Genomic DNA, 24589 nt, shown 5'->3' with positions numbered 1-24589 from the left:
CCAGCGTAACGGCGGCGGGCATCGCTCCGCCGCCGCTACTCGACAGGCGGGATCTTGCCCTGATCGGAGGCCGTCTAATACCGCCGCCGTTCCTCGGTAACGTCGGTCGATGTGTGGGTCACCTGGCGGGAAGCGACACGGCGGGCACTGTACGGCGACGGCGGCTTCTACCTGAGAGAACGGCCGGTCCGGCACTTCCGCACGTCGGTGCACGCGTCACCGGCCTTCGCCGAGGCGGTGCTGCGCCTCCTCGGCGAGGTCGACGCCGCGCTCGGGCGGCCTCCGGTCCTCGACCTGGTCGACATGGGCGCGGGGGACGGCGTGCTCGCCGTGTCCGTGCTGGAACTCGCCCCGCCCGAGCTCGCGGACCGGCTGCGCGTCACCGCGGTCGATCTGTCGTCGCGGCCGGAAGATGTGGACGAGCGCGTGGCATGGGTGCCGGCCGTACCGGACGAGGTCCATGGGCTGATCTTCGCCAACGAGTGGCTCGACAACGTGCCGGTGGACGTCGTGGAGCGGACTCCCAGCGGGCCGCGGCTGCTCCTGGTGGACCCCGCGACCGGCGAGGAACGTCCGGGACCGGCCCCGGACGAGCGGGATCTCGCCTGGCTGGAGCGGTGGTGGCCGCTGCGGGCCGTGGGCGACCGCGCCGAGATCGGCCGTCCCCGCGACGAGGCCTGGGCGTCGCTGATCGTACGGCTCGCGCGCGGCACCGCGGTCGCCGTGGATTATGCACACCCTGTGGACGACCGGCCGGGCGCCGGGAGCCTCGTGGGCTACCGGAACGGCGCGGCCGTACCTCCCGTGCCGGACGGGTCGTGCGACATCACGGCGCACGTGGCCCTGGACGCCTGCGCCGCGGCGGGCGAGCGGGCGGGCGCGCGGGACACGACGCTGACGACGCAGCGGGAGGCTCTGCGGCGGCTGGGCGTCGGCGGAGCCCGGCCGCCGCTCGCTCTCGCGCACGCCGACCCGCGCGGCTACCTCAGGGCCCTGGGGCGTGCCTCGGAGGAGGCCGAGCTGATCGATCCGGCCGGGCTCGGGAGGTTCGGCTGGCTCAGCCAGTCACGGTGACCCGCAGCGACTCCAGGCCGCGGATGATGTAACCCGGCTTCCAGACGGGCTCCTCGACGAGTTCCAGCTTCGGGGCGGCGTCGAGCAGCGCGGTGAAGGACTCCACCAGCTCGACCCGCGCGAGCGGGGCACCGAGGCAGAAGTGGATGCCCGCGCCGAAGGAGATGTGCGGGTTGTCCACACGCCCGATGTCCAGGCGGTCCGGGTCGGGGAAGACCTCCGGATCGCGGTTGGCCGAGCCGAAGAGCAGCCCGATCTCCACACCGCGGGGGATCGTCACCCCGCCGACCTCGATGTCCTCGAGGACCCAGCGCTCGAACATCTGCAGCGGGGTGTCCCACCGCAGCAGTTCCTCGATGGCCGTGGGCATCAGCGTGCGGTCGTTCCTGAGCCGCTCCAGCTCGGCCGGGTTGCGGAACAGCGACCACCAGCCGTTGCCGGTGACGTTCACGGTGGCCTCGTGGCCGGCGTTGAGCAGCAGCACGCAGGTGCCGATCAGCTCGTCCTCGGTCAGCCGGTCACCGTCGTCCACGACCTGCGCGAGGGCGGAGATGAGGTCGTCTCCCGGCTGGTCCTTACGAGATCTGGCCAGCTCGCGTAGGTATTCGGCGAACTCCGCCGCCGCCCGCACGGCCGTGTGCTGCGCATCGAGCGAGGGGTTGAGCTCGTACATGCCGCAGATGTCGGCGGACCACGGGCGCAGCAGGTGCCGGTCGGCCTCGGGCACGCCCAACATTTCGGCGATCACGGTCACCGGGAGCGGCTCGGCCACCTCGGCGAGCAGGTCGCCGCCGCCGCGCTCGACCAGCCCGTCGGCCAGCTCCCTGGCGATCCTGCGCACGCGGGGGCGGAGCGACTCCACCATCCGAGGCGTGAACGCCTTGGACACCAGGCGGCGCAGGCGGGTGTGGACGGGCGGCTCGACGTCGAGCATGCCGGCCCTGACCACCCTCCAGAAGGGTTCCTGGAACTCCGGCTCGGGTTCCCTGCCGAATGCCTCGTGCGAGGCCGTGTGGAGGTAGGAGCGGCCCAGCCGCCGATCGCGCAGCAGCGCGTTCACGTCGGCGTGACGGGCGATCAGCCACTGGCCGGTCGGCTCGAAGAAACTGACCGGGTCGTTCTCCCGCAGATCGGCGTAGACGCCGTACGGGTGGGCCACGAACTCGGGATTCCAAGGATCAAACTTCACAAACCAACCATACGAAGCATTTTGCCTGGTCGCATCACCTGAACCACCAGTACGGACATCACATTTCGGGCAACTGACGGCTTGCGGCGCCGGGGAGGGAGTGGGCTATAGTGCCGCACAGGTCATGAGTGCCAGCGCACAGCCCCGGCTTGCTGGCCGGCAACCCTCGCGTCCGCGGCGGGGTGCCCCGGGTGAGGACCAGGTCCGGCGCGAGGCGCGCCGGGCAAGCGCGGGCTCCGCCGGTATGACGCCATGGCCGGGGTCCCTGACCTCAGGAGGCCGTCGTGTCCGTTCTCTCGCTGTCCACCCTCTCCCCCGCCGCCGCCCACGAACGGCCGATCCCCGCCGTCCTGGGCGCCGACCTCGAGGTGCCGGTCAAGGGCGGGCGGCTGGTGCCGTACGCGAACCTGGACTACGCGGCGAGCGCGCCCTGTCTGGAGCCGGTGAGCGCCGCCGTCACCGCGGCGCTGCCGGCCTACTCCAGCGTGCACCGCGGCGCCGGATACGCCTCCCAGCTCACGACGGCCCGGTACGAGCAGGCGAGGCACACCGTCCGGGCGTTCGTGGGCGCCCGCACGGACGACGCGGTGGTCTTCACCCGCAACACGACCGACGCGATGAACCTGCTGGCCCGCAGCCTGCCCGAGGGCACCACCACCGTCGTGTTCGACACCGAGCACCACGCCTCGCTGCTGCCCTGGCCCGACGCCGTACGGCTCGCGCCCCCGGCCTTCCCCGGCGAGGCGATCAGGGCCGTGGACGAGACGCTGGCCGGGATCGAGGGACCGGCCCTCCTGGTCGTCACGGCCGCCTCCAACGTGACCGGCGAGCTGTGGCCGATCGCGGGGCTCGCGCACGTGGCGCACCGGCATGGCGCCCGCGTCGTCGTGGACGCCGCCCAGCTCGTCCCGCACCGGCGGCTCAACCTGGCCGCGCTCGACCTCGACTACGTGGCGTTCTCCGGGCACAAGCTGTACGCGCCGTTCGGCGCCGGAGCCCTCGTCGGGCGGGCCGACTGGCTCGCGGGGGCCGCGCCGTACCTGCTGGGCGGCGGCGCGGTGACCTCGGTCGGCGCGGACGGCGAGGAGACGTCGTGGAGCGACGACCCCGAGGTGCGCCACGAGGCCGGGACCCCGAACGTGCTGGGGGCGATCGCCCTCGCCGCGGCCTGCGACGCGCTGGCCGCGACCGGCTGGACGGCCCTGGTCCGCGAGGAGGAGCGGCTGGTGGCCCGCCTGCGCGCGGGGATCGCCGGGATCGAGGGCGTGCGCGAGCTGTCCCTCTGGGGGCCGGACCACCCCAGGGTCGGCATCGTGTCGTTCACCGTGGACGGCCTGACGGCCCGTGAGGTCGCCGAATCCCTGTCGGCGGACCACGGCATCGGCGTCCGGGACGGCAAGTTCTGCGCGCACCCGTTCGTACGGCACCTGCTCGGGACGTCCGACGGCGGCTGCCAGGACGGCACGGCCAGCGCCGTACGCGCGTCGATCGGGATCGGCACGACCGAGGAGCACGTGGACCGGCTGATCGGCGCTCTGCGGGACCTGGCCACAACCGGGGCGGGCATTTCGTCCTGAACCACCCACCGGCGTGGGAGCATGGCCGTATGACAGGAGAGCCTCGGGCCGAGGGGGCGTTCCGGGAACGCGTCGTGGGCATCGGGTCGGGCGCGGGAGCGGTGGCGCCCCGGGAACTGGCCACCGAGGACATGGTCCTCAACATCGGACCGCAGCACCCGTCGACGCACGGCGTGCTGCGGCTGCGACTCACCCTGGACGCCGAGCGCATCGTCAGCGCCGAGCCGATCATCGGCTACATGCACCGGGGCGCCGAGAAGCTGTTCGAGGTGCGCGACTACCGCCAGATCATCGTCCTGGCGAACCGGCACGACTGGCTGTCGGCCTTCGCCAACGAGCTGGGCGTCGTGATCGCGGTCGAGCGGATGCTCGGCATGGAGGTCCCGCGACGTGCGGTGTGGGCGCGCACGCTGCTGGCCGAGCTCAACCGGGTGCTCAACCATCTGATGTTCCTCGGGTCCTACCCCCTGGAGCTGGGCGCGATCACCCCGGTCTTCTACGCGTTCCGCGAGCGGGAGACCCTGCAGCACGTCATGGAGGAGATCTCCGGCGGCCGGATGCACTACATGTTCAACCGCGTCGGCGGCCTCAAGGAGGATCTGCCGCTCGGCTGGCTCGACCGCGTGGGGCAGGCCGTCGCCGACGTACGGCGCCGCCTCCCCGACATCGAGAACCTTGTCTCCGGCAACGAGATCTTCCTCGCCCGGACCAGGGGCGTCGGGGTGCTGCCCCGCGAGACGATCATGCAGTACGGCGTGAGCGGCCCGATCGCCCGCGCCTCCGGAGTCGACTTCGATCTGCGCAGGGACGAGCCCTACCTCGCATACGGCGAGCTGCCGGTGAGGGTGGTGACCCGGACAGAAGGCGACTGCCACGCCCGGTTCGAGGTGCTGCTCGACCAGGTCAAGGCCTCCCTCGACCTGGCGGACGCCTGCCTTGACCGGCTGCGGGAGCTCCCCCCGGGACCGATCAACCAGCGACTGCCGAAGATCCTCAAGGCCCCCGAGGGCCACACGTACGCCTGGACGGAGAGCCCGCTCGGCATCAACGGGTACTACCTCGTGTCCCGGGGCGAGAAGACCCCCTGGCGGTTGAAGCTGCGCAGCGCGTCGTTCAACAACGTCCAGGTGCTACGGGAGATCCTGCCGGGGCATCTGGTCGCCGACATGATCGCCATTCTCGGTTCGATGTTCTTCGTCGTCGGGGACATCGACAAATAGCGGTTACTTGCGCTCCTCCGGCTTGCCCGGCACCCGGCAGCAGTGCTCAAGGAAAAGCGCCGCGCAGATCAGCACGACGCACGAGGCGAACGAGCCGCCCGCGACGAACGCGTCCTGCCGCGGCTGGGGCAGGTCGAGCAGGTTGAGCACGTGGAGCACGAAACCCGCGAAGACGCCCCCGAACACCGCGCCCGCGTGCGCCGTGGCCTTCGCCAGGGCGGCGAGCCGGGCGACCGCCAGCGGCTCGGCCGGCTTGGTGCCCGGCTTGCGGCGGATCCTGGCCCGGGTCAGCCACCCGGTGTACGCCTCACCGATGGCCAGCAGCAGCAGGGTCGGGATCGCGCTCCACGGCACGGTCGGCAGCTGGGAATAGGTCTTCTGCAGCAGGCCCCAGGTGAGCAGCGCGAACACCACCACCAGGCCGACCAGCACGCCGGGGTTGCTGGGCTTCACGCAGGCTCCTCTTGCGACATCAGGCGGGGGGCTCCAGGGACAGGTCGTCGCGCAGCCGTACACCGGCCTGGTCCAGCCCGGCGAGCAGGTCGGCCACGGCGCCGTGCCCGGTGAGCGTCGCCTCCGGATCGGCCCGCAGCCACGGGACCAGCACGAACGCCCGCTCATGCGCCCGGGGGTGCGGGAGCGTGAGCTCGGGATCGGCCGACACGACGTCGTCCACCATGATCAGATCCACGTCGAGAGTCCGCGGCCCCCAGCGCTCCACGCGCACCCGGCCGAAGGCGTTCTCGATGCTCTGGGCGCGTTCGAGGAGCGCCCACGCGTCCAGCATGGACTCGGCCACGACGACGGCGTTGAGGTAGGGGTCCTGCTCAGGCCCGCCCACGGGGTCGGTCTCGTACACGGGGGAGACGGCGACGAACGTCAGTCCCGGAGCGTCGAAGAGGGCGTCGATCGCGCCCTGGAGATTCTCCATCCGGCGACCGAGATTGCTGCCGAGCGCGAGCACGACCCTCATTCGCGACCCCTTCTGATGGTCACCACCACGTCGTCGAACGGCAGCGGAATGGGCGCGGCCGGCTTGTGCACGCTGACCTCCACCTCGTCTACCAGGTCGTACGCCAGGCAGACGGAGGCGAGCCGGTCGGCGAGCGTCTCGATGAGGTTGACCGGCTCGCCCCCGACCGTCTCCACCAGGCGCACGGCCAGCGCGCCGTAGTCGACGGTCTTGGTCAGGTCGTCTCCCCCGGCGGCGGGCGCGGTGTCGAGGAACAACGTCACGTCGACCACGAACTCCTGGCCGAGCTCCCGCTCCGCGGGCAGGCAGCCGTGCCGCCCCCGCGCGCGCAGCCCCACCAGGCGAACGCTGTCACTCCGGCCGCTCACTCTTCCTCCTCCTCGTCCTCGCTCTGCAGGACGGGGGACCCGTGGTACAACCACAGGCGCCAGCCGTCCGGGGTGCGGACGTACGTGCTGGTCGCGACCACCCGGCCCGCGGCGAACCCCGCCTCGTCGGTGTCCGCGGCGGTCAGGATGTTCTCCGCGCAGGTGAGCACGGCGACGTCGCCCAGCACCATGGTCCGCACGTCGGTCAGCACGAACTGGATGTACGGGGTGTTGGCCATGATCAGTGCCCACGAGCGGAGCACCTCGGACCGGCCGCTGAGCATGGGCCAACCGGGGTGGACGCACATCGCCACCCGGTCGCCCGCGTCCTCCGCCCAGATCTCGGACATCCGATCCAGGTCCGCGCTCTCGATCGCGTCGTAGAACTCCTGGTTGAGCTCCTCAACGTCCTTCATCGGCTGCCTTCCACGCCGCCGCGACGCGTACGGCGTCCGCGTTGGGTCCGACCTGGTGTACCCGGACGCACCAGGCGCCCTCCCGCGCGGCGAGCGCGGTGACCGCCAGCGTGGCGTCGTCACTGCGGTCGAAGGGGCGGGGCCTGCCCTCGGCGTCCGGCAGCAGGCGCCCGAGGAACCGTTTCCTCGACGCGCCGATCAGCACGGGATGGCCCATCTCGACCAGCTTGCGGGTCCCGGCCAGCAGCGCCCAGTTGTGCTCGGGATGCTTGGAGAACCCGAGCCCGGGGTCGATGACGATCTGCTCCTCGCGCACGCCCTCGCCGAGCACCGAGTCGACCCGCTTGCGTAGTTCCTCGGTCACCTCGGTGACGACGTCTCCGTACATCGCGCGGCTGTCCATGTCGTGGCTGTGGCCGCGCCAGTGCATCACGACGTACGGCACGCCGGTCGCCGCGACGACCCTGGGCATCGCCGGATCGGCCAGCCCGCCGCTCACGTCGTTGACGAGCATGGCACCGGCTTCCACGGCCGCCTCGGCGACCTCCGCGCGCATGGTGTCCACGCTGACCGTCACGCCCTCCTGGCGGAGGACGCGGATCACGGGCTCGACCCTGCGCAGTTCCTCTCCGAGGGAGACCCGGGCGGAACCGGGGCGGGTGGACTCGCCACCGACGTCGACGATGTCCGCGCCCTGGGCGACCAGTTCCAGCCCGTGGGCGATCGCGGCGTCCGCGTCGAACCACTGGCCGCCGTCGGAAAAGGAGTCGGGCGTCACGTTGACCACGCCCATGACCAGGCATCGCCCGGGATCGGGCATCCCGGGCACGTGGTGTGTGGTCATGCTGCCTCCTCGTCCGCGAGCCGGCGATGACCATTCGTCACTGTGTCTACTGGTTCGCTCGCTTCTCGCTCGCAGCCAAGCCTAGGCGCTCGGAGGTCGGGAACTGTATCCGGATCAGTTGCGCCCGAGGATGAGCGACATCGCCTCGGCCCGCGTGCTCTCGCAGGTGCGGAAGTCGCCCCTGACCGCGGAGGTGATGGTCTTCGCGCCCGGCTTGCGCACACCGCGCATGCTCATGCACATGTGCTCGGCCTCGATGACCACGATCACACCGCGTGGTTCGAGCACCCGCATCAGCCCGTCGGCGATCTGCGAGGTCATCCGCTCCTGAACCTGCGGCCGGCGGGCGTAGACGTCCACCAGCCGGGCCAGCTTGGACAGACCGGTGATCTGGCCCTTGGCGTTCGGCGTGTACCCGACGTGGGCCACGCCGTGGAAGGGCAGCAGGTGATGCTCGCAGGTCGACATGACCTCGATGTCCTTCACCAGCACCATCTCGTCGTGGTCGGCGTCGAACATCGTGGTCAGCGCGTCCTCCGGCCGCTGACCGAGTCCCGCGAACTGCTCCGTGTAGGCACGTGCGACCCGGGCCGGGGTGTCGCGCAGGCCGTCCCTGTCGGGATCCTCGCCGATGGCGAAGAGGATCTCCCGGACGGCCTTCTCGATCCGGCCCTGGTCCACGTAATGCGGCTCGACCGTCACGGTCAGGCCTCGTCCTTCTGCGGCGCCTGGTCGTTCATCCACGGAGCCGGGTTGCCGGCGGGCAGAGCCTGCCCGTTGCCGTTGGCCCGCTCCTTCGGAGTGATCACCGGCGGGCGGTCGGACGGGAGCCGCTTGCCGTACCCGGCGTACGAGGGACGCTTTTCCTTCGTCTCGACCGGAGCGAAGACCTGGAGCACCTGCTCGCGGGAGAGGGTCTCCTTCTCCATGAGCTCCAGCACGAGGTTGTCGAGCACGTCGCGGTACTGGACGAGGATCTCCCACGCCTGGTCGTGCGCGGACTCGATGAGCCGGCGGACCTCCTCGTCGATCGTGGAGGCGATCTGCTCGGAGTAGTCGCGCTCGTGGCCCATCTCACGCCCGAGGAAGACCTCGCCGTTGCCGCTGCCGAACTTGCGGGCGCCGAGCTTCTCGCTCATGCCGTACTCGGTGACCATGCGGCGGGCGATGGAGGTGGCCTTCTCGATGTCGTTGGAGGCACCCGTGGTGGGCTCGTGGAAGACGAGCTCCTCCGCGGTGCGGCCACCCAGCAGCATGGCGAGCTGGTCCATCATCTCTGACCTGGTCGCGAGGAACTTGTCCTCCATCGGCAGCGTCATCGTGTAACCGAGGGCGCGGCCGCGGGACAGGATCGTGATCTTGTGGACCGGGTCGGAGTTGGGCAGCGCGTGCGCGACCAGGGCGTGACCACCCTCGTGGTACGCGATGATCTTCTTTTCCTCGTCGGACATCACGCGGGACTTGCGCTCAGGACCGGCCATCACGCGGTCGATGGACTCCTCGAGGGTGTTCATCGAGATGAGCTTCTGGTCCTGCCGGGCGGTCAGCAGCGCCGCCTCGTTGATCACGTTGGCCAGGTCGGCTCCGGTGAAGCCGGGCGTACGCCGCGCGATGACGTCGAGGTCGACGTCCTGGGCGAACGGCTTGCCGCGGCCGTGGACGCGCAGGATGCCCTTGCGACCCTCCAGGTCCGGACGGTCGATGACGACCTGACGGTCGAAGCGGCCGGGGCGCAGCAGCGCCGGGTCGAGGATGTCGGGCCGGTTGGTGGCGGCGATGAGGATCACGCCGCCCTTCACGTCGAAGCCGTCCATCTCGACGAGGAGCTGGTTCAGCGTCTGCTCGCGCTCGTCGTGGCCACCGCCGAGACCCGCGCCGCGGTGACGGCCCACCGCGTCGATCTCGTCGATGAAGATGATCGCCGGAGCGTTGGCCTTCGCCTGCTCGAACAGGTCGCGGACACGCGAGGCGCCGACACCCACGAACATCTCGACGAAGTCGGAACCCGAGATCGAGTAGAACGGCACGCCGGCCTCACCGGCCACCGCCCTGGCGAGCAGGGTCTTGCCGGTTCCGGGCGGGCCGTACAGCAGGACGCCCTTGGGGATCTTGGCGCCGATCGCCTGGAACTTGGCCGGGGCCTGCAGGAACTCCTTGATCTCCTGGAGCTCCTCGATGGCCTCGTCGGCACCCGCGACGTCGGCGAACGTCGTCTTGGGAGTGTCCTTGGTGATCAGCTTCGCCCGCGACTTCCCGAAGTTCATGACGCGGGAGCCGCCGCCCTGCATCTGGTTCATGATGAACAGGAAGATCAGGACGATGATGATGATCGGCAGGAAGCTGACCAGCAGGCTGACCAGGAAGTTCTCCCTGGGGACCTCGACGGTCCAGCCCTTGGAGGGGTTGGCCTTCGCCAGCGCCTCAGTCAGCTGGACGCCCTGGCCCTGCACCCAGGGGGCCTGGATGCGGTCCACGGACTTGCCACCGACGTCGATCGGCTTCAGCAGCGTCAGCTCGGCGCGCTGGTCCTTGTCGACGACTTTGGCGCTCTTCACGTTGCCCTGCTGGATCTGCTGGACGACGGTAGAGGTGTCGGCGGTGGTGTAGTTGCCGTCCCCGTTGAACATCGTGGTGACGAGCAGGAGAAGCACGACGATGCCCAGGATCCACAGTAGTGGCCCACGTGTAAATCGCTTGAGATCCATCCGTTGCGGAACCCCGGCGGGCCCGTCCCTTCCTGACCAAGGCCTGGCCCCGGGCGGAACCCGGGTCGCGGCATCCCTCGCCGCTCCTACTGACTACCCGCAGGTAACCGAATGGCACCCGCAGATATCAGAAGGTACACCGGGCCGCCGCATGCGGTAACTGCATGAGCGGCTCCGGCTTTACCTTTCCAACGTACGTGACGCAATCCGTGTTCCCTACCAGGGAGCGGACCGCGGCCCGCACAAGAGGACTTCGCTCAGGGCTTACTCGCCGCCGTAGACATGTGGAGCGAGCGTGCCGATGAACGGCAGGTTGCGATACCGCTCCGCATAGTCGAGCCCGTAACCGATCACGAACTCGTTCGGAATGTCGAACCCGACATACTTCACATCAATTGGCACCTTGACCGCGTCCGGCTTACGGAGCAGCGCGCAGATCTCCAGCGAGGCCGGGTTGCGCGACTTCAAATTGTTCATCAGCCAGGAGAGCGTGAGACCGGAGTCGATGATGTCCTCGACCACGAGCACGTGACGGTCCGCGATGTCGGTGTCGAGGTCCTTCAGCACCCGCACCACCCCGGACGATCTGGTGCCCGCCCCGTATGAGGACACCGCCATCCAGTCCATCTGCACCGGGACGTGCAAAGCCCGGGCCAGGTCGGCCATGACCATGACCGCGCCCTTGAGGACGCCGACGATCAGCAGGTCCTTACCGTCGTAGTCGGCATCGATCTGGCCGGAGAGTTCCTTGATCTTGTCTTGGAGCTCGTGTTCCGGAATGAGGACGCTCAAGAGGTCCTTGCCCATGTCGGCTGCATCCACCTGCGGAATCCTTACGCGAGGTTGTTCGCTGTAGCGAATATCAGGGTGCCACAGCGCCGGACCGCTCCCACCCCCCCGGGTAGATCGACCCGCCTCTGCCCCCGCCATGCGCTGATCAGCCGCTCCACCTCGTCGATGTGCACCGCCGCGAGCGCGGACGCGGGCGCGCCCGCCTCCACCGCCGCCCGCTGGATGACCCGCCGCCGCACGGCTCCGGGGACCTTCTCCAGTACGGCGACGGCCAGCTCGACGCCGGATCCCGTACGCGACTCGGCGAGTACGGCGTCGGCCCACTCGTCCAGGGCGTCGGCGTCGTCCCGGCACAGGCGCGCGGTACGGGCGAGCGCCTCCGCCACACCCGGCCCGAGCGCGGCCGTAAGGACGGGCACGACGTCATGGCGGACCCGAACCCTGGTGTAGGCGGGGTCGATGTTGTGCGGGTCGTGCCACGGTTGGAGCCCCAGAGCCGCGCACGCCTCCTCGGTCCGCGCCCGGCTCAGGCCGAGCAACGGCCGACGATAGACGCCGGAGATCCCCGGCATGCCGGCGAGCGACCGGGTGCCGCTGCCGCGCGCCAGCCGCAACAACACGGTCTCCGCCTGGTCGTTCAGCGTGTGCCCCAGCAGCACGGCCGCGGCCTCCAGCCTCCGGGCCGCCTCCGAGAGCGCCGCGTAGCGGGCGTCGCGCGCGGCCGCCTCCGGCCCGCCCTCGGTGCCCACGGTGACGGGCAGGACCAGCGCGGGGTCGAGGCCGAGCGCGGGCGCGAGCCGTACGAGGTCGTGCGCGCGGGACGCCGAGCCCTGTTGCAGGCCGTGGTCGACGGTCAGCAGCCCGGCGCGCAGGCCCATGCGAGGGGCGGAGAAGCCGAGGGCCGCGGCGAGCGCGAGCGAGTCGGCGCCGCCGCTGCACGCGACCAGGACGAGCGCCCCCTGGGGCAGGTCCGCGAGCGACTGCCGTACGGCACGGCGCACGTCGGCGACAGCGGGATGGGGACCCATGAGGCCATTCTGTCCGCAGGCCGGCCGGACGTGGGAACCGTGTCCGCCCGGATCGGCCGACGCGGAGAACGCGCGACGGTCAGGACTCCGGCGCGGCCGTTCCCTGCTCCAGCGAGCGGTTGCCGAGGACGCGGCCCATCCACACCTGGGGATCCGCGATCTCCTCCCGGCTCGGCAGCGTGTCGGGAGACGTCCAGACCCGGTTGAAGCCGTCCATCCCGGCCTGCTCGACGACGGTGCGCACGAAGTGGGACCCCTCGGCGTACTGCTTCATCTTGAGCTCGATGCCGAGCAGGCGCCGGATGAGCTGGTCGGTGCGCGACCCGCCCTCCCTGCGGCGCTGGAACCTGGACCTGATCTCAGCCACCGACGGCACGACGGACGGGCCGACGGCGTCCATGACGTAGTCGCCGTGCCCCTCGACCAGGGTCATCACCGCGGTGACCCGGTCGAGCACGGCCTTCTGCTCCGGGGTCTGGATGGCCTCGATGAGGTTGCCGTCGCCTCCCCTGATGGCGTCGGCGACCGCGTCGGAGGCGGCGCGCAACCGTTCGAGCAGGGTCGTCAGGTCCATGTCGGAGGCGAGCAGGAAGTCGGTCATCTGGGTGCGCACGTATTCCCGGAGCCAGGGCACGCCGGTGAACTGCACGCGGTGAGTCTCCTCGTGGAGGCAGACCCAGAGACGGAAGTCACGCGCGTTGACTCCCATCTCGCGCTCGGTGTGCACGATGTTGGGCGCCACGAGGGTCAGCCTCCCCGCGGGCGCGTTGCCCTCGGGGTCCGGCGGGAGGAAGAGCTCGTACTGCCCCAGCACCCGGGACGCGAGGAACGCCAGCACGGCGCCCACTTCCACTCCGGTGATGCGGGAACCGACCGCGCCGACGATCGCGGGCACGCTCGACATCTTCTGGGTGAGCGGCTCGAAGACCACCCTGAACCCGTCGACGTTGGCGCGGATCCACCCGGGCCGGTCGACGACGGTCGCGGCCTCCGGCGGCGCCGAGTCGATGCGGGTGAACTCCCGTACGTGTCCTTCGGCCTCGCGGGACAGCCGCCTCAGCTCGGCGACCGCCTGTCTGGCCTCTTCCCGGCTCACCTGTGGCCCCGGGCGCACGAAGCGCACTCCGGTCGCGACGGCCAGATCCCAGTCGATCACCTGCATACTCACCACCGTACGTTCTCCCCCCTCGCCGCGCGCGCGAGGGGCGCGGCGGTGTGCTGAGGAGGAGTGAGCGGGGAGCGCGGCGGTCGCGCCGCGGGCGCGGCGAAACCGGTCAACTCTGGGAGACGATCGTGGCCAGGCGGTCGAGCGCGGCGACCGCCGCTCCGGGGTCGGGCACGTCGTCGGCCATGAAGGCGAAGGCGAGCAGCCGCCCGTCGGTGGTGTACGCGACTCCGGCGAGGGTGTTCACACCGTTGAGCGTGCCGGTCTTGGCGCGGACCAGCCCGGCGCCCGCCTCCGATCCCGATGTGTCGTACCGGTTGTGCAGGGTGCCGGTGTATCCGGCGATGGGCAGCCCGCTGATCAGTGAATGAAGGTCGGGGTTGGCCGGTGACACCGCGGCGGCGAGCAGCCGGGCCAGCGCGGTGGGGGTGATGCGGTTCCTGATGGACAGGCCGCTGCCGTCGGTGACCTTGATCTCCTTGTCGAGACCGAGCCGTCCGAGTACGCGGTGGACGGCCGCCGCCTGCCCGGCGAACGTGTGCGGCAGTCCCTCCTCGATGGCGACCTGGCGGGCCAGTGCCTCGGCGAGGTCGTTGTCGCTCTGCGTCAGCATGCGCTCCACCAGGGCGTAGACGGGAGGCGACTCGACGCGGGCGAGTTCCTTGGCCGTCTGCCCGGCGGTGACGGGCTTCACGTCCTTGCCGACCTTGACGCCGTACGTGCCGAGGAGCGAGGCGAAGGCGTCCGCGGCCGTACGCGGCGGGTCCGGGACGCGGGCCCCCTGGCCGGGCGCGACCCGCCCCTCGTCGATCGTGAGCGCGGTCACCGGCGCGGCGCTGCCCTCGGGCACGTAGGTGGGCTTCCATCCGGGCGCGGTCACCGGTCCGGTGAAGAGCGAGGTGTCGTATCCGAGCGTGACCGAAGTGATCTTGGCGGCTTTCAGCGCCTTGGCCGTGCGGGAGGCCAGGACGGCGAGGGAGGCGGGCTCGGGATAGACGCCGCGCGGCTTCTTCGCCCCGGTGAGGGTGGGATCACCACCGCCGACGAGGACGATCGTGTTCGCGCCGGCTCCTGTGACGACCCTGGTCGCGATCTTGGCGTCCGGGCCGAGCGACGCGAGGGCGGCCACGCCGGTGACGACCTTGGTGGTCGAGGCGGGCGTGAGCGCGATCTCCGCGCGGCCGTTGAAGAGCGTGGCGCCGCTCGCCGCGTCCAGTACGACCCCGCCCGAGCTGCGCCCGAGGGCGGGGTCACCCAGCGCGTGGGCGAGCCGCGTGGTCAAAGTACCCTTAGCGGGGAGAGGCGCGTCCCCAACCGCGGCCAGAACCGCACCCGCGGTGATGATGGGGGTGGGGGTCGGTTCCGGTGAGGCGATCGGAGCCGACGGGCGGCGGATGTCATGGGTGATCACATAGACGCCTACGGCGACGGCGAACACCTGCAATAGGGCGAGGGTGACTAACAGCACCCATCGCTCGCGTCGCACCATGTCACCTCTTGTCGCGCCAAATGGATGTACGCCTACGAGACATTAACGCCCCCCGGGATGCCGGGAGAGCTTGAGTGGAGGAACCGTAGTGGAGTTCGACGTTGTCGTTGAGATTCCCAAGGGGCAACGGAACAAGTACGAGGTGGACCACGAGACCGGCCGCATCCGACTGGATCGTCTGCTTTTCACGTCCACTCAGTACCCCGCCGACTACGGGTTCATCGAGAACACGCTGGGCGAGGACGGCGACCCGCTGGACGCGCTCGTGCTGCTCCAGGAGCCGACCTTCCCCGGCTGCCTGATCAAGTGCCGCGCCGTCGGCATGTTCCGCATGACCGACGAGAAGGGCGGCGACGACAAGGTCCTGTGCGTGCCCGCCACGGACCCGCGCATGGAGCACATCCGCGACATCCACCACGTCGCGGAGTTCGACCGGCTGGAGATCCAGCACTTCTTCGAGGTCTACAAGGACCTGGAGCCCGGCAAGTCAGTCGAGGGCGCCAACTGGGTGGGCCGGACCGAGGCCGAGGCCGAGATCGTCAACTCCGTGAAGCGCTTCCAGGAGCAGGGCCACGAGCACGCCTGATCAGTCCGGCCGGGTGGCCCCGACGAGGTCGGGACGCCAGATGGGCGCGATGCGGACCACGTCCCCCGTCTGGGGGGCGTGGACCATCAGCCCCCGCCCGATGTAGAGGCCCACATGGTGGATGGAGCCGGGGTCTCGCGTCACCCGCCCGAAGAAGACCAGGTCACCCGGCTGGAGTTGGTCGATGGGGACGTGCGGGCCCGACTGCCACTGCGTGCCGGTCCAGTGGTCGAGGTCAACCCCCGCGCGCTCCCACGCCCGCATGGTCAACCCCGAGCAGTCATAGCTCGCCGGACCCGCCGCGGCCCAGACGTACGGCTTTCCGAGCTGCTGGAGCGCCCAGGTCGCCGCGACACCGCCCGGCCCGGTCACTTCGGTGGCCGCCCATCCCGGGGCCTTGAGCGCGGCCCGCGTGGTCATGGTCCGTAACTGGGACTCTCGCCGCGCCTGACGGGCCAGCCTGGCCTGCCGTAGCCGCTCGACCCGCGAGCGGGCGGCGTCGAGGCGCTGTGAGATCTCCTCCGTCGCCTGCTTGAGTTCCGCCATCTGCTGTTCCTGCTCGGCCACCGCCGTCGCCGCGGCCTCCTTGGCCAGCCTCGCCTGCTCGGCGCTCGCGGCCTGCTCGGTGTACGCCCGCTCGGCCTGGGCGCGCACGATCTTGAGCACGGTCTGGGTGTCCTCCAGGTTCTGCATGCTCGCCGTCTGCTCGCTGCCGAGCTGGTTCAGCATGCCGGCCTGCTGGATGAATCCCTCGAAGCCCTCGGCTCCGGTGACCATGGCGAGGCCCATCTGGTCGATGCTCAGGTTCGCGTAGCGCTGCGCGGCCACCGCGGCGACCGGTTTTCGCGCCTCCTCGACCTCGGTTCGCGCCCGCTCCACCCGCTCCGACACCTGGTCGTACGCCTCCTCGGCCGACCGCAGCATGACGAGCTGGCCGTTGTACGCCTCGACGAGGCGCTCGACGTCGGAGTTGAGCTCGCTCAGCCGTGCCTTGGCAGCGGCGAACCGGGCCTGGACCCGGCCGAGTTCCTGGGCACGGACACGCACTTGTTCACGCGCGTCGGCGACTTTTCCCGCCGGTTGCCCCGGATCGGCACCCGCCGGGGTGGCCAAGGTGAGAATGAGCCCGCAAGCGAGCCCGGCGATATGCCCGGATGCCATGCGGAGTGGCATGCTGCCCCCTTCCGTTTCTCCACTCCCAGACTCCCCGAGAATAACTCTGCGTACACACTAGGCTCACCGAACGTAATCTTTGGGAACCTGAAATTTCCAACGCCATTCTCGGGCAATTCCGGCCAGGGCCGTGCGGTACGGAATAAGGGTCGCTTTGTCTCCGTAGTGGGATAACAAACGCGGACGGGATTACCCGTCCGCGTATCCGTATTGAGCGGAAATTCTCACCCGCCAGGGGCCGAGCGCCGGCCGGTCAGGCGACGAGCGGACCCGCCGGTGAGGGCGCCGCCGCAGGCGGTGCGGGCGGCGGAGGCGACGCGGGCGGCGGAGACGGTGCGGCCACCGTGGGCGGCGCGGCCGGGGACGGCGCGGCGGGCGCGGTAGCCGCCGGGGACGGCCCCGCCGGGTCCCGGCGCTCCGGCCGCTCGGGCCGGCCCGGCCGCTCGGACCGGTCCGGTCGTGCGGGCCGATCGGACCGGGCGGGTCGCGGGTGTCTCGCCGGCCGCTCGGACCGCGCAGGCCGTGCGCGGGGCGCCGTCACAGGGGAGGGGCTCGCCGTCGCGGTACTGCCGGGGGTGGGCGACGGCGAGCGTTCGGGTGGACAGCGCCGCCGCTGCGGGCGGGGATGGTGCTGGTGGTCAACCCCCGGAACCGGCGAGACGGTGGGATCGGTGGGTTCGGGCTTGCCGCTCGGGGAGTCCGAGGGGCTCGGCACCGGAGACGTCTCCCCGGACGGGCTCGGCGCCGGCTCCGTCGGAGAGGACTCCACTCTCGACGGGCGGGGCGTCGGCGTGGCCGGGGAAGCTGAGGGAGACGGGGTGGCCCTCGTGCCCGGCTCCGAATCCGGGCTCGTGCGTACGCCCGGCCCCGCGGACTCGTCGTGCGACCCGGCCGGACGCGTCGAATCCCGGTCGAGGATCGGGGTGAGGATCAGCGGCCGGTCCTGCGGCGTGGCCTTCCACGGCACCTTGAGGCCGGGAGGGTCGCCCGCGGCGGGGAAGGCGTCCGACGCGATGCCGACGATCCGGTCCTCCGGCCGGTCGGCGAACTGGTTGAACGACAGGAGGACGAGGCCGACCGCCGCCACCGTGGCCAGCGTGCCGCCCAGCGCGCGGGACCAGCCGCGGCCGCCGCCTCCCGAGGGGAACCCTGAGGAGGTGAGCCGTCCCACCCGCTTGGCGACGTACCTGCGGTAGGCGACCAGCTCGGGATCGGCGAAGCAACTCATCACCCGCACGCGTACGGTGTCCGGCAGGCTCGCCTCGGGGAGCAGGCCGAAGACCTTGGCCAGGGAGACATGTCGCACGCGATGGGCCGAACACGTCTCGCAGCGCGGGAGATGGCGGGCGATCCGCTCACGGGTCTCGGCGTCCAGTTCGCCGTCGAACCCGGCGAGGATCCTCGCCCTGCGAGGGCAGTCGTAGGGCCCTTTCCTCGCGAGGATCTCCACGGTGACCGCGTCGCTGAGGCGTTCCGTCGCGGCCTCCTGGAGGCCGTCGGCGTAACGCTGGCCCGTGCCGAGGACCGTCGCGAGATCGGGGCCGGTAAGGCCGTGCCTGCTGGCGAGTTCGAGGACCTCCCGGTCCTCCGGGCTCAGGCCGCGCGTGGCGTGCCAGGCGACGACCCGCAACTCCGCGTCGGCGGGGTCGGACAGCTGGGGCACGAGCACGGTGGAAAGGTCGGTGTCCGGCTGCTCGGCGCCCTGCGGCATGCGGCGGCGCAGGCACTCCCCTCTGGCCAGCGTGTACAGCCAGACGCGGAACCGGTCCGGATCCGCCAGCGAGCCGACCAGCGCCTCGGCGGCGATCAGCGTGTCGCGCAGGGCGACCTGCGCGCTGTCCGGCCCGCCGAGCATGACCAGGCAGTATCGGTAAATCGCTTGGGCATACGAGTCGTACAGCGCGGCCAGGGCGCCCGGGTCCCGAGCCCGCAACGCCTCGACCAGTACGCGGTCATTCATATGACCGAGAGTAAATGATTAATAACTAGCAGTTCTACTGATTCCACTGAACGGACGCAAATGATATTGACGCGCCCGGCTTATACAATGGGATTTGCGTTTTGTACGACTTGCGCCGGACGGGAACCGATTTATCTGACGCTTTGGATATTTCGTGACTTGTCTCGATAAGGGGGATTAGGCGGGAGAAAGGTGCAGCCCCGCACCGGTGCAACCGTCGAGCAGCGCGTCCAGCCCGAACGCCTCCACGGGACCGAGCGCCCCCGCCCCCTTCACGCCGTCGGCCAGGGCGGTGGTCGCCGCCCATGCCAGGATCCGGGCGGTGAAGTCGTACGGGTCACCCCCGTCGAGCTGGACCGAAGCCAGCAACCGGCCTTCCTTGTCGTACGCCTCCGCCACGGTCTGCGAGGAGATGTCGGGATCGGCCGCCTTCCCCCGATTGCCCAGGCGGATCACCCGGTCGGCCATCGCCTCGGTCACCCGCTTGGCACCGGGCAGCGCCGCCAGCACCGGGGTCGCCCTGGCCAGCACGCCCGCCGCCCGGGTGAGGCCGCCGAGCCAGCCCAGGTACACGTTCACCTCGCGGAGCCCCGGGAACGCCCTGGGCAGTGCGAAGTGCTCGGAGGCACCCATCGAGATGCCGTGGCGGCGGCGCCCGCCCACGTTGAACAGGCGGGTACGGCCGTGCTCGCGGACGATGCGCCCCTCGCGGAAGCCGTACATGGGCTCAAGGACGACGCCGAGCGCGGAGGCCCTGGTGCCGGCGCTGGCGCGCTTGGCCATGTTCCCCCGGACGAAGTAGCCGACGTCCACCCGGACCGCCTCGCCGCCGGCCTTGCGCAGCGCGAGAGCGGCGGCGACGTTGCCCGGCACGTAGTCGTACCCGAACGCCGTGATCAGAGCGGCCTGCCTGGTCGCGGCGGCCGGGCCGTACCGCTGGAAGATCCGCTTGATGAACGTCGGCTCGCCCGCGGAGTCGAGGTAGATCGCTCCCGTCTCGCTCGCCGCGATGACCGCCCCCTCGCCCCACCGGGTGAAGGGTCCGACCGTGGAGATCAGGACGTCGCCGGCGTTGAGCATCCGCTCCAGCGTCTCGGAACGGCCGGCGTCGGCGACCGCCGTGGGGAGCGCCACCGGCAGCGACGCGGCGAACGCGTCCAGCCTGGACTGGTCACGCCCCACCAGGAGCGGCCGGGCGCCCATCATGAGCAGTGCCTGCGCGGTGAGCCTGCCGGTGAATCCGGTGGCCCCGAACAGCACGATCCGGGAGGTGGTCATGCCGTTACGGTAACCCGCCTCCGAATTCAAGATCCATAGTGGGTCCGCTCCTATTCTGGGCTCCGGGACCGCCACCATGCCGTTCATGGCCGTCGGTCGCCGATCGGCGGATAGCCGCGATCCTTGGCGAACGGCTTGGTCGTGGGCTTGGTCGCGTTGACGGGGACCGTCCCGGCCGCCACCAGTTCCTCGTACGGCTTGGCCGTGGCGCCCCAGGTCCTGACCGACACGTCGGTGTCGGCGACCTTCCCCTTGATACCGTTCGCGGTGATGACGAACCGCCGGTCGCGCTCGGCCCGGACGTCGTCGACGAAGGTCGTGCCGCCGCCGAGCAGGGTGCCCGCGTCGTCACGGAGCAGCGCGGTGACGACCAGGCTGCTCGCGGCCTTGCGGAAGGGATCGGAGATGTACCCGGTGACGAGGTAGGACCCGGCCTCCAGCTTCTCCGTCGCCACGTCGGACACCGGGAACGGCCGGAACGCCGACGGTATCCGCGCCACCGGCCGCCACGAGGCCGGGCGGTACTCGATCTTCACCCGCTCGGGTTTGACCTTGGACACCGCCTCGCCCGTGAACGACAGGGAGCCGCCCGGCGGGATCGCGTCCAGCGGCTGCTCCATGCGCACGACCTCCTTGCCGGCGGCGTCGCGCGCGCTGATCAGAGCGACGGCGTTCTCCCCGAAGTGCCACCGGTTGGCGTTGCCGAGCACACCCGCCCAGCTCACGACGTAGCCGTTGTTCGACTTCCCGATCGAGGAGGCCTGCTCCTTCAGCGCGAGCGGGGAGAGCTGCTTCGTCTTCTCCTCGCTCGTGCTGCACCCCGCCGCCACGACCATGACGACGAGGGCCAATGCTGCTGCCATGCGGCTGCGCTGAGTCACTTAGCCGTCATAACCCGGTGAATGGGACGCCACCCAACGGACACGCGCGAGCCGTACGAACTCTTTAGGATCTTCTCCTATCTCGGGCGGACCACCCGGGTCTCGTCCCAAACGGGCTCGGGCGCCTCGTACACCCGCCCGTCCGAGCCGAAGACCAGGAAGCGATCGAAGTCCGCCGCGAACCACCGGTCGTGGGTCACCGCGAGCACTGTGCCGTCGAAGGCGTTCAGACCGTCCTGCAACGCCTCGGCGCTGGCCAGGTCGAGGTTGTCCGTCGGCTCGTCGAGCAGCAGCAGCGTGGCGCCGGACAGTTCGAGCAGCAGGATCTGCAACCGCGCCTGCTGCCCGCCGGAGAGCGTCTCGAAGCGCTGCTCGGCGATGCCGCCGGCGAGTTCGTAACGCGCGAGCACCTTCATCGCCTCGTTCTTGAGCCTGGCGTGCTCGGTCATGACGATCTCGCAGGGTGTGCGCTTCATCAGCTCGGGCCTGGAGTGCGTCTGGGCGAAGTGCCCGGGGACGACCCGCGCGCCGAGCCGCGCCACCCCCGTGTGCCGGACCGCCTCCCCGGCGACCAGCCGCAGGAAGTGTGACTTGCCCGAGCCGTTCGAGCCGAGCACCGCGACGCGCTCGCCGTACCAGATCTCCAGGTCGAACGGCTTCATCAGGCCGGTCAGTTCGAGGGTCTCGCAGATCACGGCGCGCTTGCCGGTGCGGCCGCCGCGCAGGCGCATGTTGATGAGCTGGTCCTTCGGGGCGACCTCCGGCGGCCCGGCCTCCTCGAACTTCCGCAGCCGGGTCTGCGCCGCGTGGTAGGCGCTGGCCATGCCGTCGTTGTAGGTCGCCTTGTTCTTCAACATGTTGACCAGGCGCTTGAGCTTGGCGTGCTCCTCGTCCCAGCGGCGGCGGAGCTCGTCCAGGCGCTCGTTGCGCTCTCTTCGGGCCTCGGCGTACGTGGCGAAACCGCCGCCGTGGACCCAGATGTTCCCGGATTCGACCGTGACGATCCGGTCCGCCGCGTTGGCCAGCAACTGCCGGTCGTGGGACACCAGGAGAACCGTCTTCTGCGTCTCTCTCAGCGCCTGTTCCAGCCAGAGCTTGCCCGGCACGTCGAGGTAGTTGTCGGGCTCGTCGAGCAGCAGGGTCTGGTCGGGGCCGCGAAGCAGCGCCTCCAGCACGAGCCGCTTCTGCTCGCCGCCGGACAGCGTGTTGACCTCGCGGTATTTGCACCTGTCGTACGGCGTGCCGAGGGCGGCCATGGTGCAGGTGTCCCACAGGACCTCGATGTCGTAGCCGCCGGCGTCCGTGTAGTCCGTGATCGCCTGGGCGTAGCGCATCTGGGTCTTCTCGTCGTCACGCTCCATCATCACGAGCTCGGCGGCGTTTAGCCGGGCCGCCGCCTCCCTGATCCGCGTCGGCGCGACGCTGAGCAGCAGGTCGTGGACGGACCGGCCGTCACGGATGCTGCCGATGAACTGCCGCATCACACCGAGCCCGCCTGAATGGGCGACGGTGCCCTCGACCGGTTGGAGGTCACCGGAGATGAGCCGCATCAGCGTCGTCTTACCCGCCCCGTTGGGCCCGACGAGCGCGGCCTTGGCGCCCTCTCCGATCCGGAACGACACGTCGTCGAGCAACGGCCTTCCGTCGGGCAGCACATAGGTCAGATGCCCGATCTCGACGTGTCCCACGGCGTTTCCCTCTCTCGCTTCTCGCGCAGGGTACCGGCCGGTTTCACAGGTGGGCATCCCAATTTCCCGGCCTCGGCTACCAGGCCGCGAGCATCTCCTGCGGCGACGCGTCGGGAGAGTCGGGGGCCGGAGAATGCGCGCCGGCGGCCTCCGGGCGAACGAGGACGGTCACCTGACCGTCCTCCCACCTGCTCAATGGGTACATATTGCCCATGATCAGGAGATGCCGTCCCATGGCGTCGTAGCGGATCAGAGTCCACCGGGCGATCGCCCGGCGACGGTGAACCGCGCGGCAGCCGTTGAGCACCGCCGTACGCAGATAGGGCAGCAGATCATCGTGATCGGCCAAGCGCCGCCATCGACGATGGACGGCGGCGAAGGCGTCCTGCACGACGTCCTCAGCCGTCTCCTGGTCTCCCACCAGAAGGAAAGCGAAACGGACGAGACGGGGGTCGCTGCGCGGGTTGCCGCCGCATTCGCGGGTGAGCATCCCGTCTTCCTCGGGCGAGAACCCGTTCCGACCCTTCGGGAGACAGCAGGCATGGAATCAAGAGGACCGAAATGACCGCACAGCCAGTGGAGGCGGTCGAGATGGATGACGCCGAGCTGATCCGCCGCTCGCGTGATGATCCTGAGCAGTTCGCCGCGCTGTTCGACCGCTACGTCCACCAGATCCACCACTACGCCGCCCGGCGGCTGGGCCCCCAGGTGGCCGACGACATCACAGCGGAGACGTTCCTGACGGCTTTCCGCCGTCGCGACTCCTACGACCTGGCCCGCACGTTGGCCAGGCCCTGGCTGTACGGCATCGCGACCACCCTGGTCGCCAGACACCGACGCGGCGAGGAGCGGCTCCTGCGGGCGCTGAGCCGTACGGGGGCGGACCTGCCGCCGGAACCGATGGCCGACACGGTGATCAGCCGCGTCGCCGCGCAGGAGGAGGAGCGGCGGATCGCGAAGGCGCTGGCGGGGCTGTCGCGTGGTGACCGTGACGTGCTGCTGCTGGTCGCATGGGGTGACCTGTCCTACGAGGAGGTCGCGCAGGCGCTCGGCATCCCGGTGGGGACAGTGCGCTCCCGGCTGCATCGCGCGCGCAAGAAGGCAAGGGCCACCCTCGGTGGCAACCCGACCCAAGAGGAGAAGCAGTGAAGGAGATCAAGCAGTTCCGCGCGTCCACTCCGGCGATCACCCGCGAGGCAGAGGAGTCGGCCCGTGCCCGCCTCCTGCACGAGATCCATACCCCGCCCGCGCCCGCGCGGCGACGCCTGCCCCGGCTGGCCTGGCGGGTCGCGCTCGTCGGTGCGTTCTCGGTGGTGATCGGTGTCGGTGCGGTCCGGTTGCAGGCGCCTCCGATGGCGCCTGTGGCGAGCGTCCAAGAGCTCAGCGAGCGCGCGGCCGAGGCGGCCGAAGCTCGCGGGGGGATGAAGCCCTCGCCGGGCCAGTGGCTGTACGTGAGGGAGAAGCTGGCCGCTCCCGGCGACGGGTTCGGCGTGAATCTCGACGAACGCACCACCAGTGAGCAGTGGACCAGCGTGGACGGCAAGCAGACTGCCTGGTATCAGCCCAGCGGCGAACTGCTCGTTCAGGGCACCCATCCCGGAATCTCCGCAGCCGACCTGGCCGAGCCTCCCGTCACCCCGCAGGAGCTGCTCGGCCGGATCGACAAGGTCACGACGGAGTCCATGGCCGGGTGGTTCAACAGCGACGGCAGCCCTCATGAGGAGTCCAGGGAGCAACGGCTCTTCCAGGCGATCTACCAGCTCATGGGCGAGCAGGCGCTCAACCCGGAGGTACGCGCCGCCCTGTTCCGCGCGCTGCCCCTGATCGAGGGAGTGGCCGTGCGGCCGGATACCGTGGACGCCGAGGGCCGGCATGGGGTGGCTTTCAGCTACACCAACGACTGGACACGCTACGAGCTCATCCTGAGCCCGGACGATTTCCGCTACCTGGGAACGTACGGGGTCACTGTCACGGACCACACGATCAGGTACACGGACTCGGGCCCGGTCTTCGTACCGGCGGGCACCCCTCTCGTGCTCAGCGCCCAGTTGGAGACCCACCTCGTCGACAAGGCTGGACAACGCCCTTAGAGGGCGTTTTGGTGCGTCTCGTGAGCTGAAGTCGCCCATGTCCGCTGGTTGATTTGTCCCGGCATGTACGGTATCTGCGTATCCGGGAACCAG

24 protein-coding genes and 1 riboswitch are annotated in these 24589 nt (G+C 70.3%); of the genes, 6 read left to right on the top strand and 18 right to left on the bottom strand.

What is annotated here, in order from left to right:
• The first annotated feature begins 111 nt into the window (after positions 1-111).
• On the top strand, positions 112-1074 hold the full coding sequence (locus AB0I59_RS39500; protein WP_358141660.1) for an SAM-dependent methyltransferase: 963 nt from the start codon (positions 112-114) through the stop codon (positions 1072-1074).
• Here the strand turns inward: AB0I59_RS39500 and AB0I59_RS39495 are convergent.
• On the bottom strand, positions 1058-2263 hold the full coding sequence (locus AB0I59_RS39495; RefSeq protein ID WP_061261396.1) for a cytochrome P450: 1206 nt from the start codon (positions 2261-2263) through the stop codon (positions 1058-1060). The two genes, AB0I59_RS39500 and AB0I59_RS39495, sit on opposite strands and share 17 nt — an antisense overlap.
• 120 nt (positions 2264-2383) lie before the next feature.
• Positions 2384-2499, top strand: a riboswitch (SAM riboswitch).
• 48 nt (positions 2500-2547) lie between these two features.
• Here AB0I59_RS39495 and AB0I59_RS39490 point away from each other — a divergent pair.
• Positions 2548-3840 (top strand): aminotransferase class V-fold PLP-dependent enzyme, encoded by a 1293-nt coding sequence (locus AB0I59_RS39490; RefSeq protein WP_082777643.1) that lies wholly within the window; start codon positions 2548-2550, stop codon positions 3838-3840.
• A 29-nt stretch (positions 3841-3869) separates the two neighbouring features.
• On the top strand, positions 3870-5060 hold the full coding sequence (locus AB0I59_RS39485; protein WP_358141656.1) for an NADH-quinone oxidoreductase subunit D: 1191 nt from the start codon (positions 3870-3872) through the stop codon (positions 5058-5060).
• Positions 5061-5063: 3 nt separating this feature from the next.
• Here AB0I59_RS39485 and AB0I59_RS39480 read toward each other — a convergent pair whose 3' ends face one another.
• The 11 genes from AB0I59_RS39480 to dacB form a co-directional block, all read right to left on the bottom strand.
• Entirely contained in the window at positions 5064-5513 is a 450-nt protein-coding gene (locus AB0I59_RS39480; RefSeq protein WP_061261398.1) for a DUF3180 domain-containing protein, read from the bottom strand.
• Positions 5514-5532: 19 nt separating this feature from the next.
• Positions 5533-6033, bottom strand: coding sequence for a 2-amino-4-hydroxy-6-hydroxymethyldihydropteridine diphosphokinase (folK, locus tag AB0I59_RS39475; RefSeq protein ID WP_061261399.1), 501 nt, complete (start codon positions 6031-6033; stop codon positions 5533-5535).
• Complete coding sequence (folB, locus tag AB0I59_RS39470; protein WP_061261400.1) at positions 6030-6401, bottom strand: dihydroneopterin aldolase; 372 nt, start codon at positions 6399-6401, stop codon at positions 6030-6032. The genes folK and folB overlap by 4 nt, the downstream gene beginning before the upstream one ends.
• Positions 6398-6817 (bottom strand): nuclear transport factor 2 family protein, encoded by a 420-nt coding sequence (locus tag AB0I59_RS39465; RefSeq protein ID WP_061261401.1) that lies wholly within the window; start codon positions 6815-6817, stop codon positions 6398-6400. Before AB0I59_RS39465 ends, folB begins: the two co-directional genes overlap by 4 nt.
• Positions 6804-7661, bottom strand: coding sequence for a dihydropteroate synthase (folP, locus tag AB0I59_RS39460; RefSeq protein WP_061261402.1), 858 nt, complete (start codon positions 7659-7661; stop codon positions 6804-6806). Before folP ends, AB0I59_RS39465 begins: the two co-directional genes overlap by 14 nt.
• Positions 7662-7775: 114 nt before the next feature.
• Positions 7776-8363 (bottom strand): GTP cyclohydrolase I FolE, encoded by a 588-nt coding sequence (gene folE, locus AB0I59_RS39455; RefSeq protein WP_061261403.1) that lies wholly within the window; start codon positions 8361-8363, stop codon positions 7776-7778.
• Positions 8364-8365: 2 nt separating this feature from the next.
• Positions 8366-10366: an ATP-dependent zinc metalloprotease FtsH gene (gene ftsH, locus AB0I59_RS39450; protein ID WP_061261404.1), complete on the bottom strand. Its 2001-nt coding sequence runs from the start codon at positions 10364-10366 to the stop codon at positions 8366-8368.
• A 264-nt stretch (positions 10367-10630) separates the two neighbouring features.
• Positions 10631-11188 carry a hypoxanthine phosphoribosyltransferase gene (gene hpt / locus AB0I59_RS39445; RefSeq protein ID WP_358141649.1) on the bottom strand — a complete coding sequence of 186 codons (558 nt, stop codon included), beginning with the start codon at positions 11186-11188 and terminating at the stop codon, positions 10631-10633.
• An 11-nt stretch (positions 11189-11199) separates the two neighbouring features.
• Positions 11200-12186, bottom strand: coding sequence for a tRNA lysidine(34) synthetase TilS (gene tilS, locus AB0I59_RS39440; protein ID WP_358141646.1), 987 nt, complete (start codon positions 12184-12186; stop codon positions 11200-11202).
• 79 nt (positions 12187-12265) lie between these two features.
• Complete coding sequence (locus AB0I59_RS39435; protein WP_358141642.1) at positions 12266-13348, bottom strand: zinc-dependent metalloprotease; 1083 nt, start codon at positions 13346-13348, stop codon at positions 12266-12268.
• A 112-nt stretch (positions 13349-13460) separates the two neighbouring features.
• Positions 13461-14840 (bottom strand): D-alanyl-D-alanine carboxypeptidase/D-alanyl-D-alanine endopeptidase, encoded by a 1380-nt coding sequence (gene dacB / locus AB0I59_RS39430; protein WP_061261407.1) that lies wholly within the window; start codon positions 14838-14840, stop codon positions 13461-13463.
• An 88-nt stretch (positions 14841-14928) separates the two neighbouring features.
• On the opposite strand from dacB, the gene AB0I59_RS39425 reads away from it, so the two are divergent.
• On the top strand, positions 14929-15426 hold the full coding sequence (locus AB0I59_RS39425) for an inorganic diphosphatase (protein ID WP_061261408.1): 498 nt from the start codon (positions 14929-14931) through the stop codon (positions 15424-15426).
• On the opposite strand, the gene AB0I59_RS39420 is transcribed toward AB0I59_RS39425, so the two are convergent.
• From AB0I59_RS39420 to AB0I59_RS39395, 6 genes are all read right to left on the bottom strand, one after another.
• Positions 15427-16473 carry a C40 family peptidase gene (locus AB0I59_RS39420; protein ID WP_358141638.1) on the bottom strand — a complete coding sequence of 349 codons (1047 nt, stop codon included), beginning with the start codon at positions 16471-16473 and terminating at the stop codon, positions 15427-15429.
• Positions 16474-16852: 379 nt separating this feature from the next.
• A complete protein-coding gene (locus AB0I59_RS39415; protein WP_358141635.1) occupies positions 16853-18559 on the bottom strand; it encodes a zf-HC2 domain-containing protein in 1707 nt (568 codons plus the stop codon).
• A 177-nt stretch (positions 18560-18736) separates the two neighbouring features.
• On the bottom strand, positions 18737-19837 hold the full coding sequence (locus tag AB0I59_RS39410) for a saccharopine dehydrogenase NADP-binding domain-containing protein (RefSeq protein ID WP_061260423.1): 1101 nt from the start codon (positions 19835-19837) through the stop codon (positions 18737-18739).
• A gap of 83 nt (positions 19838-19920) precedes the next feature.
• On the bottom strand, positions 19921-20700 hold the full coding sequence (locus tag AB0I59_RS39405; protein ID WP_358141632.1) for a hypothetical protein: 780 nt from the start codon (positions 20698-20700) through the stop codon (positions 19921-19923).
• A gap of 95 nt (positions 20701-20795) precedes the next feature.
• Positions 20796-22406 carry an ABC-F family ATP-binding cassette domain-containing protein gene (locus AB0I59_RS39400; RefSeq protein ID WP_358141629.1) on the bottom strand — a complete coding sequence of 537 codons (1611 nt, stop codon included), beginning with the start codon at positions 22404-22406 and terminating at the stop codon, positions 20796-20798.
• Between the two features lie 76 nt (positions 22407-22482).
• The gene (locus tag AB0I59_RS39395) at positions 22483-22896 is read right to left on the bottom strand and encodes a sigma factor (protein WP_358141626.1); all 414 of its coding nucleotides are present in this window, start codon (positions 22894-22896) and stop codon (positions 22483-22485) included.
• A 71-nt stretch (positions 22897-22967) separates the two neighbouring features.
• Between AB0I59_RS39395 and AB0I59_RS39390 the strand changes: the two genes are divergently transcribed.
• Positions 22968-23555 (top strand): RNA polymerase sigma factor, encoded by a 588-nt coding sequence (locus AB0I59_RS39390; RefSeq protein WP_358141623.1) that lies wholly within the window; start codon positions 22968-22970, stop codon positions 23553-23555.
• A complete protein-coding gene (locus tag AB0I59_RS39385) occupies positions 23552-24496 on the top strand; it encodes a CU044_5270 family protein (protein ID WP_358141620.1) in 945 nt (314 codons plus the stop codon). The genes AB0I59_RS39390 and AB0I59_RS39385 overlap by 4 nt, the downstream gene beginning before the upstream one ends.
• Positions 24497-24589: the final 93 nt, after the last annotated feature.

Origin of the sequence: Microtetraspora glauca (assembly GCF_040656155.1) — a bacterium.
GTDB classification, from domain to species: domain Bacteria; phylum Actinomycetota; class Actinomycetes; order Streptosporangiales; family Streptosporangiaceae; genus Microtetraspora; species Microtetraspora glauca.
The sequence above is the reverse complement of the archived record's forward strand: the minus strand, read 5'-3'. Positions and strand labels throughout refer to the sequence as shown.